The sequence below is a fragment of the Streptomyces sp. NRRL F-5630 genome (assembly GCF_000719475.1).
Lineage (GTDB): Bacteria > Actinomycetota > Actinomycetes > Streptomycetales > Streptomycetaceae > Streptomyces.
In genome coordinates this window covers 45,171-60,252 of the sequence record NZ_JOGO01000003.1, presented here as the reverse complement: position 1 = coordinate 60,252, position 15,082 = coordinate 45,171, and the positions used below count along the sequence as shown (strand labels likewise).

Annotated in this window: 9 protein-coding genes; 5 read left to right on the top strand and 4 right to left on the bottom strand. The window is 73.6% G+C overall.

The window, feature by feature from the left end:
- Positions 1-142: 142 nt before the first annotated feature.
- On the bottom strand, positions 143-1,834 hold the full coding sequence (locus IF99_RS0101570) for an MDR family MFS transporter (protein WP_051703327.1): 1,692 nt from the start codon (positions 1,832-1,834) through the stop codon (positions 143-145).
- A 332-nt stretch (positions 1,835-2,166) separates the two neighbouring features.
- Between IF99_RS0101570 and IF99_RS0101565 the strand changes: the two genes are divergently transcribed.
- Positions 2,167-2,751, top strand: a complete 585-nt coding sequence (locus IF99_RS0101565) for a TetR/AcrR family transcriptional regulator (protein ID WP_030994441.1) — start codon at positions 2,167-2,169, stop codon at positions 2,749-2,751.
- Between the two features lie 336 nt (positions 2,752-3,087).
- Here the strand turns inward: IF99_RS0101565 and IF99_RS0101560 are convergent, their stop codons facing one another.
- A complete protein-coding gene (locus IF99_RS0101560) occupies positions 3,088-4,449 on the bottom strand; it encodes a glutamine synthetase family protein (protein ID WP_009064627.1) in 1,362 nt (453 codons plus the stop codon).
- Positions 4,450-5,045: 596 nt separating this feature from the next.
- Between IF99_RS0101560 and IF99_RS0101555 the strand changes: the two genes are divergently transcribed.
- Entirely contained in the window at positions 5,046-6,806 is a 1,761-nt protein-coding gene (locus IF99_RS0101555) for an NAD+ synthase (RefSeq protein WP_030994440.1), read from the top strand.
- 216 nt (positions 6,807-7,022) lie between these two features.
- On the opposite strand, the gene IF99_RS0101550 is transcribed toward IF99_RS0101555, so the two are convergent.
- The gene (locus IF99_RS0101550; RefSeq protein WP_420705637.1) at positions 7,023-7,952 is read right to left on the bottom strand and encodes an endonuclease/exonuclease/phosphatase family protein; all 930 of its coding nucleotides are present in this window, start codon (positions 7,950-7,952) and stop codon (positions 7,023-7,025) included.
- 382 nt (positions 7,953-8,334) lie between these two features.
- On the opposite strand from IF99_RS0101550, the gene panB reads away from it, so the two are divergent.
- The 3 genes from panB (at position 8,335) to IF99_RS0101535 (ending at position 11,383) form a co-directional block, all read left to right on the top strand.
- Positions 8,335-9,234: a 3-methyl-2-oxobutanoate hydroxymethyltransferase gene (panB, locus tag IF99_RS0101545; RefSeq protein ID WP_030994438.1), complete on the top strand. Its 900-nt coding sequence runs from the start codon at positions 8,335-8,337 to the stop codon at positions 9,232-9,234.
- Positions 9,235-9,503: 269 nt separating this feature from the next.
- Positions 9,504-10,559, top strand: coding sequence for a daunorubicin resistance protein DrrA family ABC transporter ATP-binding protein (locus IF99_RS0101540; RefSeq protein ID WP_030994437.1), 1,056 nt, complete (start codon positions 9,504-9,506; stop codon positions 10,557-10,559).
- A complete protein-coding gene (locus tag IF99_RS0101535; RefSeq protein WP_030994436.1) occupies positions 10,556-11,383 on the top strand; it encodes an ABC transporter permease in 828 nt (275 codons plus the stop codon). Before IF99_RS0101540 ends, IF99_RS0101535 begins: the two co-directional genes overlap by 4 nt.
- Positions 11,384-11,461: 78 nt before the next feature.
- Here IF99_RS0101535 and IF99_RS0101530 read toward each other — a convergent pair whose 3' ends face one another.
- The gene (locus IF99_RS0101530) at positions 11,462-14,857 is read right to left on the bottom strand and encodes a BTAD domain-containing putative transcriptional regulator (RefSeq protein ID WP_030994435.1); all 3,396 of its coding nucleotides are present in this window, start codon (positions 14,855-14,857) and stop codon (positions 11,462-11,464) included.
- Positions 14,858-15,082 lie beyond the last annotated feature (225 nt).

The window sequence follows — 15,082 nt, the reverse complement described above, 5'->3', positions numbered from 1 at the left end:
CACGGTGGTGAGCGTAGCCGGGGCGTGGGGAAAGCGGCGGGGCCACCCGGTGCGTGTGCCGGGTGGCCCCTGGATCGCCGCCGGTGCGCCGGTTACGGAGTCCCGCCGGTGCGTCGGCCGCGGTCCTCCGCCGGTGCCTCGGCTACGGGACGGGGGCCGGGGAGCGGCCTTCGTCGGGGCCCCGGCCGGGCGCGGGTGCCGCGGCGGCGGGGGGCGGCGTCGGGCCGCCCGTACCGCCGTGCGGCTCCGTACCGCCGTGCGGCTCGGTACCGCCGCGCGGTTCGGTACCGCCCTGCGGCTCCGTACCGCTGTCCGCCGCCGGGGGCTCGGCCAGGTCGACGCTGTCGCGGAGGGTCGCGGGGGTGAGGAAGGCGGCGGCGAGGATGCCGACGAGGGCGATGAAGGCGGCGATCAGGAAGATGTGGCCCGTCGCGTCGCCGTAGGCGCCGCGGACGACCTCCTGGACCGGGGCGGGCATCCCCTTGACGTCCAGCGTGCCGCTGCCGCCGCCCGAGGCACCCGCCGCGCCGTCGATGCCGAGTCCCCTCAGGCCGTCCGCGATCCTGCCGCTCACGCTGTTCGCGAGCACGGCGCCGAGGACCGAGACGCCGATCGTGCCGCCCAGGGAGCGGAAGAAGGTGATGGCGCCGCTCGCCGCGCCGAGTTCGTGGAGCGGCACGGTGTTCTGGAGGACCAGGACGAGGTTCTGCATCGACATGCCGACACCGGTGCCGACGAGGAACATCCACGCGCCGACGACGAGGAGCGAGGTGTGCGCGTCGATCGTGGAGAGGCCGAAGAAACCGCCCGCGAGGATCACCGTGCCGGCCAGGATGAACGGCTTGACCTTGCCCGTCTTCGAGACGAGCCGCCCCGCGACCGTCGAGGCGAGGAGCACCCCGGCCATGAGCGGGATCGTCAGCAGCCCCGCCTGGGTCGGGGACTTGCCGCGCCCGATCTGGAAGTACTGGCCGAGGAAGACCGCGCCCCCGAACATCGCCATGCCGACCGCGAGGCTCGCGACGATGGCGAGCGCGGGGTCGCGGCGCTTGATGACGTGGAGCGGGATGACCGGCTGGGAGACCCTCGACTCGACCGCGACGGCCGCGCCGAGCAGGACCACCGTGCCCGCGAGCATCGCGCCCGTCTGCCAGGAGATCCAGGCGAAGTCGTTGTCGACGAAGGTGACCCACAGGAGCAGGAGGCTGACCCCGGCCGCGATGAGCGAGGCGCCCCAGTAGTCGACCTTCGTGTCGGGCCGGCGGATGTCCTCCAGGTGGAGGGTGCGGGCGAGGATCACCGAGGCGACGGCGGTGAAGGGCAGCGCGATGAAGAAGCACCAGCGCCAGCCGAGCCAGTCCACGTCGGTGATCGCACCGCCGAGCAGTGGGCCGCCGACCGTGGCGACGGCCATGACGGCGCCGAGGTAGCCGTTGTACCTGCCGCGCTCCTTGGGGCTGATCATCGCCGCGAGGATCACCTGCACGAGCACCTGGAGCGCGCCCATCCCGAGGCCCTGCACGGCGCGGAAGCCGATGAGCGTCGGGGTGTTCTGCGCGAATCCGGCGCCGAGCGAGGCGACGACGAAGATGCCGATGGCGATCTGGAGCAGCAGCTTCTTGTTGAAGAGGTCGGCGAGCTTGCCCCAGATCGGCGTCGACGCCGTCGAGGCGAGCAGGGTCGCGGTGACGACCCAGGTGTACTGCGACTGGGTGCCGCCGAGTGAGCCGATGATCTGCGGCAGCGCCACCGAGACGACGGTGGAGCTGATCATCGCGACGAACAGCACGAGGAGCAGGCCGCTGAGGGCCCGCAGGACGTGCTTGTGATCCATGGGGGCGGAGTCGCTGGACTCCGTCGCCGCCACCGCTTGGGCGCTCACGCGCTACCTCCGGAATGCGGGAGTGGGACGTACGGACGTACAGGCGTACAGGCGTACAGGCGTACGGGCAACGGACGCACGGCCGTACCGGGCGTGTGGACGTACGGACGTACGGGACGGGTGGTGCGCGGGCGCGGTACGGGGGTGGCCGGGCGCCGGGGCGGTCCCGCGGCGCGCTCGCCCGAGCCCCCGCTCGTCTCCGCGCTGACGGATTCACCATACATGCGCACTGGGCAATTTTGCACACTGGGCACTTAAAGTGGGTCGCCTACGATGGACGGACCATGGAGAGCACAGTGGGTTTGCGCGAGCGCAAGAAGGCCGCCACCAGGGAAGCCGTGCACAAGGCGGCGCTGGATCTGGCGGTCGAGCACGGTTTCGAGCACCTCACCGTGGAGGCGATCGCCGACGCCGCGGGCATCTCGCGCCGGACCTTCTCCAACTACTTCACGGCGAAGGAGGACGCGGTCCTCTGGGGCGAGGAGCAGCACATCAAGGCCCTCGTCCTCGCCTTCCGCGCCCGCCCTCCGCACGAGGGCCCCTGGCAGGCCCTCGCGAACGCCGTCATCGACCGTTTCCCCACCGACAAGGCCCCCGACCGCGAGACCGCGATCCGCACCCGCCTCGCGCTGCGCCACCCCACCCTGCTCGCCCGCCAGCTCGCCAACCACGCCGTCCTCGAAACGGACTTGCGCCAGGCCCTCACCGACCGCGGCGGCCTCACCCCCCTCGAAGCCGGCTGCCTCGGCGCCGCCTTCCTCGCCTCCATCCGCCTCGCCATGCAGCGCTGGGTCGCGGGCGACGAGGCGGACGACCCCCGCGAACTGATCATGGAGACGATGGGGACGATGGCCGGAGTCTTCGGCTGAGAGCCACCCCCTCCGGCCCGGTGTGCCACCGCGCCCGGCTCCGTATCGGCGCCCGGACGCGGGTACGGCACCACCACCCGGGCCCCCTCCGACGACGACCGGCAGGTGAGCGCCGAGGAGGAAGCGAGAGCGCCTTCAACGCCCGGAATGCCCGGACGCGCGGCGCGCGCCGACCGGGCCCGGAGGGACTGGGCACCGAGGAGCGACGCCGGGGCGCACGGCCCCGCGGCCGGACGGCCCCGCGGCGGCCCGGGATGAAGCAAACACGTCCGGCGGGAGGCCGCGCCCCCGCGCCGCGTCCCGCCGGAATACTCCTTTTCCCGCCCTGGCCTGCGCCTACAGCACCGGCAGGTTCTTCTTCAGCTCGAAGGCCGTGACCTCGCTGCGGTACTCCTCCCACTCCTGCTTCTTGTTGCGGAGGAAGAAGTCGTAGACGTGCTCGCCCAGGGTCTCCGCCACGAGTTCGCTGCGCTCCATCAGGGCGATGGCCTCGCCCAGGTTCTGGGGAAGGGGCTCGATGCCCATCGCGCGGCGTTCGGCGTCGGAGAGGGCCCAGACGTCGTCGTCGGCGCCCGGGGGGAGTTCGTAGCCCTCCTCGATCCCCTTGAGGCCGGCGGCGAGGAGGACCGCGTAGGAGAGGTAGGGGTTGGCGCCGGAGTCGAGGGAGCGGACCTCGACGCGGGCGGAGCCGGTCTTGCCGGGCTTGTACATCGGGACGCGGATGAGCGCGGAGCGGTTGTTGTGGCCCCAGCAGATGTACGAGGGCGCCTCGCCGCCCGCGCCCGCCGTGCGCTCCGTACCGCCCCAGATGCGCTTGTAGGAGTTGACCCACTGGTTGGTGACGGCGGAGATCTCGTCGGCGTGGCGCAGGAGCCCGGCGATGAAGGAGCGGCCGACCTTGGAGAGCTGGTACTCGGCACCCGACTCGTAGAAGGCGTTGCGGTCGCCCTCGAAGAGGGAGAGGTGGCTGTGCATCCCCGAGCCGGGGAACTCCGAGAAGGGCTTCGGCATGAAGGTGGCCTGCACGCCCTGCTCCAGCGCGACCTGCTTCATGACGAGGCGGAACGTCATGATGTTGTCGGCCGTCGAGAGCGCGTCGGCGTAGCGGAGGTCGATCTCCTGCTGGCCGGGGGCGCCCTCGTGGTGGCTGAACTCGACCGAGATGCCCATCGACTCCAGCATGGTGATCGCCTGGCGGCGGAAGTCCATGCCGACGTTCTGCGGGGTGTGGTCGAAGTAGCCGGAGTTGTCGGCGGGGGTGGGACGCGAGCCGTCGACCGGCTTCTCCTTGAGGAGGAAGAACTCGATCTCGGGGTGGGTGTAGAAGGTGAAGCCGAGGTCGGAGGCCTTGGCGAGCGCGCGCTTGAGGACGTAGCGCGGGTCGGCGAAGGACGGGGAGCCGTCCGGCATGAGGATGTCGCAGAACATGCGCGCGGTGCCGGGGGCCTCGGCGCGCCAGGGCAGGACCTGGAAGGTGGCGGGATCGGGCTTGGCGATCATGTCGGACTCGTAGACGCGGGCGAAGCCCTCGATCGCGGAGCCGTCGAAGCCGATGCCCTCGTCGAACGCCTGCTCCAGCTCGGCCGGGGCGACGGCGACGGATTTCAGGAAGCCGAGGACGTCGGTGAACCAGAGGCGCACGAAACGGATGTCCCGCTCCTCAAGCGTGCGGAGCACGAACTCCTGCTGCTTATTCATATCCACCCATCCTTGCTGGTCGAGCCGCCTTGCACCGTTGCCGTGCCCTGGGCGTACGAGCATCCCACCACACGGTTTCCCGCAGGTTGCGAACACAAGGACGATCTCCCGCGGCGCAACCGCTCCCGCCATAGTGCATCGCCCGGACGCCGCGACCGACAGGCCCCGAGGGGCACGGGAGGCCGCGCCCATTGTGGGGGACGGCTCCCTCCCGGGTCGACCCGCTCCCCCACCGGCCCCGATGGCCCACTCAAGTCCCTTGCGCCACAGGGTCTTTGACGGCGCGCGGACGGGGGTGGGGACGCCGCGCGAAACGGCGCCACCTTCGCGTACCGCACCAAGGCGGGGTAAAAGACACGCCATGGGCTGCGCCGAGAATGCCTCGAAATCAGCAAACGGCGCGGCGCCGGATTGCCGGGCCCACCGCCGCCGCCACCCCGCGCGCCCCGCCCCACCACCGCCCTGCCGCCACCCCCGCGCTCCCCGCGCGCCCGCCCCGGCGCCACCCCATCGCCGCCCCGCCGTCAGCGCCCGGCCCACCGTTCGGCCCCGCCCCGCCCCCACATCGCGTCAGAGAGACGATTACACTGGCGACCGTGCCTCAACTACGTCTCGCCCTGAATCAGATCGATGCCGTCGTCGGTGATCTCGCCGCCAACGCGGACTCGGTCGTGCAATGGACCCGGCACGCCGCGGAGCGGGGCGCCCATCTGGCCGCCTTTCCCGAGATGGTGCTGACCGGCTACCCCGTGGAGGACCTCGCGCTGCGCTCCAGCTTCGTGGAGGCCAGCCGCACCGCTCTGCACGCGCTCGCCGCCCGGCTCGTCGACGAGGGTCTCGGCGGCCTGCCCGTCGTCCTCGGCTACCTCGACCGCAGCGAAACCGACCAGCACCGCTACGGGATGCCCGCGGGCTCCCCGCGCAACGCCGCCGCCGTACTGCACCAGGGCCGCGTCGTGCTCCGCTTCGCCAAGCACCACCTGCCGAACTACGGCGTCTTCGACGAGTTCCGCTACTTCGTGCCCGGCGACACGCTGCCCGTCGTGCGCGTGCACGGCGTCGACGTGGCCCTCGCCATCTGCGAGGACCTGTGGCAGGACGGCGGCCGGGTGCCCGCGACCCGTGCGGCGGGGGCGGGGTTGCTGCTGAGCATCAACGCCTCCCCGTACGAGCGCGAGAAGGACGACACGCGCCTCGAACTGGTCCGCAAGCGCGCCCAGGAGGCGGGCTGCACGACCGCGTACCTCGCGATGTCCGGCGGGCAGGACGAGCTGGTCTTCGACGGCGACTCGATCGTCGTCGACAAGGACGGCTCCGTCATCACGCGCGCCCCGCAGTTCACCGAGGGCTGCTTCCTCCTCGACCTGGACCTCCCCCCGGCCCCGGCCGAGGAGCCCGCCGGGACCGTCCACGACGGCCTGCGGATCGAGCACGTCACGATCTCGCCCACGCCGCTGCCCCCGTACGAGCCGGAGTACACCGGCGAGTACGCCGAGCGCCTGGAGGACGCGGAGGAGGTGTACGGGGCGCTGGTCACGGGCTTGCGCGCCTACGTGCGGAAGAACGGTTTCCGCACCGTCATCCTCGGTGTCTCCGGCGGCATCGACTCCGCGCTCACCGCCGCGATCGCCTGCGACGCGATCGGCGCGGAGAACGTGTACGGGGTCTCGATGCCGTCGAAGTACTCCTCGGAGCACTCCCGGGACGACGCGGCGGACCTCGCCGCGCGCACCGGGCTGCACTACCGCTCCGTGCCCATCGCCCCCATGTTCGACGCCTACATGGCCGCGCTCGGCTTCACGGGGCTCGCCGAGGAGAACCTCCAGGCGCGGCTGCGCGGCACGACGCTGATGGGCATCTCCAACCAGGAGGGGCAGATCGTCCTCGCGCCCGGCAACAAGTCGGAGCTGGCGGTCGGCTACTCGACGCTCTACGGGGACGCGGTCGGCGCCTACGGCCCGATCAAGGACGTCTACAAGTCGCAGGTCTTCGCGCTCGCCCGCTGGCGCAACCAGGCGGCCGAGCAGCGCGGCGAGACCCCGCCGATCCCGGAGAACACGATCGCGAAGCCGCCGAGCGCCGAACTCCGTCCGGGGCAGGTGGACACCGACTCGCTCCCCGACTACGACGTGCTCGACCGCATCCTGGCGATGTACGTCGACCGCGACCAGGGCTCGGACGCGATCGTCGCGGCCGGGTTCGACCCGGAGGTCGTCGCGCGCGTCCTGCGGATGGTCGACAACGCCGAGTACAAGCGGCGCCAGTACCCGCCGGGGACGAAGATCTCCGCGAAGGGCTTCGGCAAGGACCGCCGTATGCCGATCACGAACCGGTGGCGGGAGAACGCGGGGGCCTGAGGGGCCACGGCCGGGCGCGCCGCCCGGCGGTCACCGGTGGACCGCCGGGTGCGCCGCCGGGAGGGGGTCCCGGCCGGGATGTCGTGTGCGGGGCCGCGTCGGGGGGCGCGGCCCCGCACGCCTCGGCCAGTGCTCGCCGAGGGGCCGCCGCAGCCCGTGCCCCCTGCCCGGTCCCGCCCGTGCCCGTGCCGCCCCGGCCCCTCCCGGCCCGTGGCCTCAGCCCGTGCTCGCCAGGCGGATGGACGCGGCGACCGGGAGGTGGTCGGAGCCGGTGCGCGGGAGGGTCCAGGAGGAGACCGGTTCGGCGCCGCCGACGAGGATCTGGTCGATGCGGGCCATCGGGAAGGCCGCCGGCCAGCTGAAGCCGAAGCCCTTGCCCGCCGCGCCCTGCGTGGAGCGGAGCTGCGAGGTCACCGGCGAGAGGGCGCGGTCGTTCATCGTCCCGTTGAGGTCGCCGACGAGGACCTTGTTGGTGAGCGGTTCCTCGCGGATCGCCTTGCCGAGCGCCTCGGTGCTGCGGTCGCGCTGACCGGCGACGAAGCCGGTGTCGAGCTTGACGCGGACGGAGGGCAGGTGCGCGACGAAGACGGCGACGGGGCCCTTGGGGGTCTCGGCGGTCGTGCGCAGGGCGCGCTCCCAGCCCAGTTCCAGGTCGACGGGCCTCGTGCCGCGCAGCGGGTACTTGCTCCAGAGGCCGACGGTGCCCTTGGTGACGTGGTACGGGTAGGTGGCCTTGAGGGCGCTCGCGTACTCCGGCACGGCCTGCTCGGTCAGCTCCTCCAGGGCGAGGAGCTGGGCGCCGGAGCCGACGAGGGTGCGGACGGTGCCCGGGAGGTCGCCGTTCTCGGCGTTGACGTTGTGGGTGACGACGGTGAGGTCGCCGCGCGACTGGTCGTGGCCGAGGACGAGCCCGCCGAACAGGTTGAGCCACACCGCGACGGGCAGGACGAGGGCGAGGAGCGCGGTCGCGGAGCGCCGCAGGACCGCGAGGACGAGCAGGACGGGGACGAGGAGCCCGAGCCACGGGAGGAAGGTCTCCAGGAGGCTGCCGAGGTTCCCCACGCGGTTGGGGACGTGCGCGTGGACGACCATGAGGCCCGCGAGGGCGAGCGCGAGCGCGGCGAGCACGATGCCGCGCCGCCACATCCCCCACGACCCTCCCCCGCCCGGCGCCCCGGTGCGCCGGCCCCCCAGGCGCATCCGGCCGCGCAGCCCTCCGGGGCGCTGTCCCTCACTACCCGTTTCCGCCTTGTACGCCTGCGCCATCGTGCCGCCTCACTGACCACCGTGCACCCGTTCCGCCCCTGACCCTAGGGGATGGAAGGGCCCCTGCCCGCCGCCACGGCGGACCTGTGCCGAGTCCGTGTGCGGAGGGGCCCGGCGGGACTTCCCGGTTGGGTGCGGGCTGTGGCTTTTGTACGTGCGGGGGCTCCCCCCTCTTTCCGCCATCACGTGCGAGGTGTCACCATGGGGAGCGAATCCGGGGACGCCGCGAGGGCGCCTCGAGATGACCAGAAGGAGCCGCGTGATGAGCGAGCTTTCCGCTGCCCGCGCACAGTCCGAAGCCCCCTCGGGACCCCCGTCCGGCGAGGGCGCCGCACCCACCGGGACCCTGTACGGCAAGGCCGTGCGCCGCCGGGTCACCGTGCACGACATCGCCCGCGCCAAGGAGCGCGGCGAGAAGTGGGCGATGCTGACCGCCTACGACGCCATGACCGCCTCCGTCTTCGACGAGAGCGGTATCCCGGTCCTCCTCGTCGGCGACTCGATGGGCAACTGCCACCTCGGTTACGACTCGACCGTCCCCGTGACGCTCGACGAGATGACGATGCTCTCCGCCGCCGTCGTACGGGGTACCAAGCGGGCCCTGATCGTCGCCGACCTCACCTTCGGCTCGTACCAGGAGGGCCCGAAGCAGGCGCTGCGTTCCGCGATGCGCCTGGTCAAGGACGCCGGTGTCGGTGCCGTGAAGCTGGAGGGCGGTGAGCGCTCGCACGAGCAGATCAGGACGCTCGTCGAGGCCGGTGTCCCCGTCATGGGCCACATCGGGCTCACGCCGCAGTCCGTGCACGCGATGGGGTACCGGGTGCAGGGGCGCGGCGAGGAGGCGGCGGCCCAGCTCCTTCGCGACGCGAAGGCCGTGCAGGACGCGGGCGCCTTCGCCGTCGTGCTCGAACTCGTCCCCGCCGAGCTGGCCGCCGAGGTCACGCGCACGCTCGCCATCCCGACCGTCGGCATCGGCGGCGGCGCGGCGACCGACGCGCAGGTCCTGGTGTGGACCGACATGGCGGGGCTCACGGGCGGCAGGGTGCCGGGCTTCGTGAAGCAGTACGCGGACCTGCGCGGCATCCTCGGCGACGCGGCCCGCGCCTTCGCGGCCGATGTCGCGGGCGGCGCCTTCCCCGCGGCGGAGCACGAGGTGCACTGACGGCCGGGGCGCGCGGCGCGCCGACGCCCGCGAGGGCGCGGCGACCCGGGGCGCCACGGCTGGGGGCCGGTCCGGCGGGGTCTCCCGCGGGGCCGGCCCTTCCGCGTGCGGTCGCCCCCTGGACGCGCACGAGGCCCCGGGGGGGGCGTGCGCTCACGCGTGCGCCTCCCGGGCCGACGGGACACCGACAGATCTCCTCTTTCCGCAGGTCACCGGCGTGTAGGTGAGGTGTGGGCGGCTTGTCGGTGGCGGCTGTCAAGGTGGTCGGCATGACGCGAATCGCTACGACGAACACACCGAAGGGGCCGTGGGACGGCGGGGACATCGCCGTCTCGGTCCGCGGTCTGAAGAAGCACTTCGGCAGCACCAAGGCGCTCGACGGGGTGGACCTCGACGTCCGCCGCGGCACCGTGCTCGGGGTCCTCGGCCCGAACGGCGCGGGCAAGACGACCCTCGTGCGCTGCCTCTCCACCCTGCTCACCCCGGACGCGGGCTCCGCGACCGTGGCCGGCATCGACGTCCTGCGGCAGCCGAAGGAGCTGCGCCGCAGGATCGGCCTCACGGGCCAGTACGCCTCGGTCGACGCGAAGCTCTCCGGGCGCGAGAACCTGTACCTGATCGGGCGGCTGCTCGACCTGAGCCGCGCCGAGGCGCGGGGCCGGGCCGACGAGCTGCTCGAACGGTTCTCGCTCACCGAGGCGGCGAAGCGCGTGGCGGGCACGTACTCCGGCGGGATGCGGCGCCGGCTCGACCTCGCCGCGTCCATGATCGGCCGTCCCGCCGTGCTCTATCTGGACGAGCCCACCACGGGTCTCGACCCGCGCACCCGCCAGGAGGTGTGGAGCGAGGTGCAGAGCATGGTCGGCGACGGCGTGACGGTGCTCCTCACCACGCAGTACATGGAGGAGGCGGAGCAACTCGCGAGCGAGCTGACCGTCATCGACCGCGGGCGGGTCGTCGCCGAGGGGGCGATCGACGAGCTGAAGTCCCGCGTGGGCGGCCGGGTGCTGCGCGTGCGCCCGGCGGACAGGAGCCTGCTGCCCGAGGTCGCCCGCCTCGTCGAGGAGAGCGGTCTCACGGGGCTCGCCACGCCGACGCTCGACGAGGAGAGCGGCAGCGTCCTCATCCCCCTCCTGAGCGACGAACAGCTCACCGCGGTCATAGGGCTGCTCGCCTCGAAGGGCGTGGCGCTCGCCGACCTGCGCACGGAACTGCCGAGCCTCGACGAGGTCTTCCTCTCGCTCACCGGCCAGAAGGCCACCCACACCGGCCAGGAGCAGCCGCAGGACGGCGCCGCTCCCGTACGAGAGAAGGTCTCGGCATGAGCACCGCCACCCTCACCGCGCCCTCCGCCGCGCCCGTCGTGAGCGAGGCCAGGATCGGGCCGCGCGCCCACCTGCGGCACATCGGGGCGCTGACCCGCCGCAACATCCTGTGGATCAAGCAGGACCCGGAGTCGATGTTCGACGCCGTCCTGATGCCGATCGTCTTCACACTGCTCTTCGTCTACGTCTTCGGCGGCGCGATCGCCGGCAAGGGCAACCAGCAGGAGTACGTGAACTACGTCGTCCCCGGCCTCATGGCGATGATGGGGATGAACATGGCGACCGGCGTGGGCACCGGCTTCAACCAGGACTTCCAGACCGGGGTCATGGACCGCTTCCGCAGCCTGCCGATCGCCCGCTCCTCCGTCCTCATCGCGAAGATCATGGTGGAGATCCTGCGGCTCGTCATCGCGGTGGGCATCCTGCTCGCGGTCGGTTTCGCCCTCGGGCTCTCGGTCTCCAGCGTGCCGGGGCTCTTCGCCTCGATCGGTCTGTCGATCCTCTTCGGCTCCTCGCTCATGTGGATCTTCCTGACCCTCGGCGTGACGATGAAGAGCGCGCAGGCCATCCAGGCGATGGGCTTCCTCGTGATGATGCCGCTGCAGTTCGGCTCCTCGATCTTCACGCCGACGTCGACGATGCCGGGCTGGCTCCAGGCCTTCACCGACTACAACCCGATCTCCACGCTCGCCGACGCCTCGCGGGCGCTGTGCAACGGTGGTCCGCTCACGCACGGGCTGACGTGGACGCTGATCTGGACGGTGGCGATCACGGTGGTCATGGCGCCCATCGCGATCCACAAGTTCCGCACGAAGTCCTCCTGAGCGGGACGGGGGGACCGGGCGAGGGGGCGGGGGGTACGGATGACGTACGGGCCGAAGCCGCGGCTCCGGAAGGGACGTTCAGTCCCGGCCGGGGGGCGCGGCTTCGCCGTCGTGCGGGGCGGGCGGGAGTGCCTCGCGGAGGAGGCCGAGGCCCCCGCGCAGGCCGAGTCGGGCGCCCTCGGCGCGGGCGCCGCTCAGGGCGGGGGCGGTGAGCGGGAAGGCGTCGTCCTCGGCAGCGGCGGTGATCAGCCGTTCGGTCTCGGCGTGGAGTTCCCGCTCGACGCGGGACTCGCGGCGCGGCGCGGGCAGCGCCGAGGCGACGGCGGCGAGCAGGCGCGCGGCGAGGAGCAGGTCGGGGGCGGAGCGCCGGGCCGTGCCCCGCAGGGCCAGGGCGTAGGCGGCGGTCTGGAGGTGGCCCGCGGGGAGCTGCGGGGCCATGAGCAGGGCGAGGTCCTCGAAGGAGGAGTCCACTCCCTGCCCGAGGCGGCTCAGGCTCTGGTCGTATCGGCCTTCCAGGGCGTCGAGCCAGCCCTCCAGGCGTCCGAGCATGCTGTCGAAGAGGACGAAGGAGCCGGTGCCGAAGTCGTCGCGGAGCCGCCCGACGACCCGCCAGGCCTCGGCGAGGCGGCCGGTCCCCGCGTAGCGCATGGCGAGGAAGAGGTGGGCCACGGGACGGGCCTCGGAACTCGCCGGGCTCTCCTCCTCGACCATCTCGCGCAGCAGTTTCTCGCCCCGCGCGCTCTCCCCGGGGTCGTCGGACTCGATGAGGAGCCCGCCCATCCGGGCCCGCAGCACCCCGGTCTGGCTGTGCGCGCCGAGCGCGACGGCGTGTGCCGTGGCCTCTTCGTAGTCGGCGGCGGCCTCGGTGTAGCGGCCGTGCCACTCCAGGACCTCGGCGCGGGCGGCGAGGGCCTCGGCGGCGCCCCAGCTGTCGCCCAGTTCCCGGAAGATGCGCAGTGCCTCGCCCGCGTCGGCGAGGGCGTCGCCTTCGAGGTCGCTGCGGTTGGCGAGGAGGTTGGCGCGGTTCTGGAGGGCGAGGGCCAGCTCCCAGGGCCGGCCCAGTTCGCGCGCGGTGCGCACGGTGCTGTCGACGACGTCGCGGACGAGGTCGAGGTCGCCGGTGAAGAGGACGGCGAAGAACCACACGTGGGCCGGGGGCCGGCAGGTCTGCGGCAGGCCGGGGCGGTAGACGTCGGCCGCCCGGTGCAGCCTCTCGCGCTGCGTCGGGTCGCTCCAGTGGTCGAAGTCCATGTCCATCTGGGCGAGATGGATGAGGTGGACGCCGCGTCTGGCCTCGTCGAGGACGGGGCCGTTCCACGGCGGGGGCGTCGCCAGGCAGCTCTCCGCCACGGGCGGGGCCGGGGGCGCGTCCTCGCCGAAGGGGTCGGGGCCGAACGCCGCCGCGGTGCCCGCCCAGTGCAGCGCCTCCTCGCGCGGGCCGCGGATCTGCCAGTACCAGGCGAGCGAGAGGACGAGGCAGAACACCTCCTGCTCCGCCTGCCGCTCGACCGCCTCGCGCAGGGCGAGCCGCAGGTTCTCGTACTCCGTCTCCAGGAGGGCGATCGCGGCGGTCTGACCGTGTCCGCGCAGGAGCGGGTCGGTGGTGCGGGCGAGTTCGCGGTAGTGGAGGAGGTGGGCGTGGCGGGTCGCCGCCGCGGCGCCCTCCTCGGCGAGGCGTCCGCCGGCGTACTCGGCGACGGTCTCCAGGAGCCGGTAGCGCATGGTGCCGTCGGGGGCGGGCGCGGCGATGACGAGGGACTTGTCGACGAGCGCGCCGAGCACGTCGGGCACGTCCGCCGCGGGTGCCCCGGGCGCGGCGCACACGGCTTCGACGGCGGCGAGGTCGCAGCCGCCCGCGAAGACGGAGAGGCGGGCGAGGACGGCGCGTTCGCGCGCGTCGAGGAGGTCCCAGGACCAGTCGACGACGGCGCGCAGGGTCTGCTGGCGGGGCAGCACGGTGCGGCTGCCGGTGGTCAGGAGCCGGAAGCGGTCGTCGAGGCGGTCGGCGATCTGGCGCGGGGTGAGCAACCGCAGCCGCGCGGCGGCGAGTTCGATGGCGAGGGGCAGGCCGTCGAGGCGGCGGCAGATCTCGGCGACGGCCTCGGGCTCCGTGTCGGGCGTGAAGCCGGGGCTGACGGCGGCGGCGCGTTCGGTGAAGAGCCGGCGCGCGGCGGGCTCGGGGAGGGGCTCGACGGGGCGGAGCACTTCGCCGGGGACGCCGAGCGGTTCGCGGCTGGTCGCGATGATCGTGAGGCGGGGGCAGCGTTCGAGGAGCGTCTGCGCGAGGTGGGCGGCGGCGTCGACGACGTGCTCGCAGTTGTCGAGGAGGAGGAGCATCCGGCGCGGGGCGCAGTACTCGGTGAGCCGGGTGAGGACATCGTCGTGCTGCCGGTCGGTGGCGACGCGGAACTCCTCGGCCCCCGCGCCGCGCAGCACGGTCTCGCGCGCGCCGACCGCGCCGAGCACGACGGCCGGGACGCCCTCGGGGTCGGTGACGGGCGCGAGTTCCGCGAGCCAGACGCCGTCGGGGACGCGGTCGGCGAGGGCCTCCGCGGCCTCCTGGCTGAGCCGTGTCTTGCCGGAGCCGCCGGGCCCGAGGAGGGTCACGAGCCGTGAGCCCGCGAGGTCGGCGCACAGCGTCTCGATGTCCGTGTCCCGGCCGACGAAGGAGGTGAGGCGCGCGGGGAGGTTGCCGGTCCTGCGCGGGCGCGCCGGTTCCGGGGCGGGGCCGGGCGCGGGCCGCTCTCCCGCGCCGAGGAGGTCGGCGTGCAGGGCGCGCAGAGCGGGCCCTGGATCGGTGCCGAGGCGGTCCGCGAGGGTACGGGCGAGGGTCGCGTAGGCGGCGAGGGCCTCGGCGGGGCGCCCGGTGTCGCGCAGGGCGCGCAGGCGCAGCAGGTGGAGGGGTTCGTCGAGGGGGTGGGCGCGGCACAGGGCGGTGAGCGGGGGCAGCGCCTCCTCGGCCTGGCCGAGGTCGAGCGCGGCGGCCCAGCGGGCGGTACGGGCCGTGCGCAGCCGCTCGGCCCAGTGGCGGGCCTCGGCCTCCGCCCGCGGCAGGTCGGCTAGCGGCGGCTCGGCCCACAGCGCGAGGGCCTCGTCGAGCAGCCCGGCGGCGCGCGCGGGCTCCCCGGCGTCGAGCGCGGCCCGCCCCTCGTCGGCGAGCCGTCCGAAGCGGTGCAGGTCCACGGCGTCGGGCGGGACGTCGAGCCGGTACCCGGCGGGCTCCGAGACGATCGCGCCGGGCCCGAGCGCCCGCCGCAGCCGTCCGACGAGCGCTTGCAGCGCGGCCTGCGGCTCCGCGGGCGGGTCGGCGCCCCACACCTCGTCGGCGAGCACGGTCGCGGACACGCTCCGTCCGGCCCGCACGGCGAGCACGGTGAGCAGGGCGCGCAACCGCGCCCCGCCGAGGGGGACGGCGCTGCCGTCGGGGCGGAGGGCGGCGGTGGTGCCGAGGACGCGGTAGTACACGGCACCCATTGTGTACGGACACGGTCCGGGGCGAGGGGCGGGCGGTCGGGTCGGGGCGGCCCCCGGAGGCCGGGGGCCCGGCGGGCGCGCGGTCCCGGTCCCGGCCCTCGGCGAGAACGCCGGTCCGGCGCGTACGGGGGCGGAACCGGCGGCGGAGGCGGCATGTTGGGGGAGGGTCCGCCCCTCGTGGTGACCGCCCCCGTACGCTTGCCCGGACCCCGGCCCCCAGCCCGG

Excerpts from the sequence above, each read along its gene's own strand:
- IF99_RS0101570 (WP_051703327.1), bottom strand. The coding sequence starts at position 1,834 with ATGGATCACAAGCACGTCCTGCGGGCCCTCAGCGGCCTGCTCCTCGTG.
- IF99_RS0101565 (WP_030994441.1), top strand. The coding sequence starts at position 2,167 with ATGGAGAGCACAGTGGGTTTGCGCGAGCGCAAGAAGGCCGCCACCAGG.
- IF99_RS0101560 (WP_009064627.1), bottom strand. The coding sequence starts at position 4,449 with ATGAATAAGCAGCAGGAGTTCGTGCTCCGCACGCTTGAGGAGCGGGAC.
- IF99_RS0101550 (WP_420705637.1), bottom strand. The coding sequence starts at position 7,952 with ATGTGGCGGCGCGGCATCGTGCTCGCCGCGCTCGCGCTCGCCCTCGCG.
- panB (WP_030994438.1), top strand. The coding sequence starts at position 8,335 with ATGAGCGAGCTTTCCGCTGCCCGCGCACAGTCCGAAGCCCCCTCGGGA.
- IF99_RS0101540 (WP_030994437.1), top strand. The coding sequence starts at position 9,504 with ATGACGCGAATCGCTACGACGAACACACCGAAGGGGCCGTGGGACGGC.
- IF99_RS0101535 (WP_030994436.1), top strand. The coding sequence starts at position 10,556 with ATGAGCACCGCCACCCTCACCGCGCCCTCCGCCGCGCCCGTCGTGAGC.
- IF99_RS0101530 (WP_030994435.1), bottom strand. The coding sequence starts at position 14,857 with ATGGGTGCCGTGTACTACCGCGTCCTCGGCACCACCGCCGCCCTCCGC.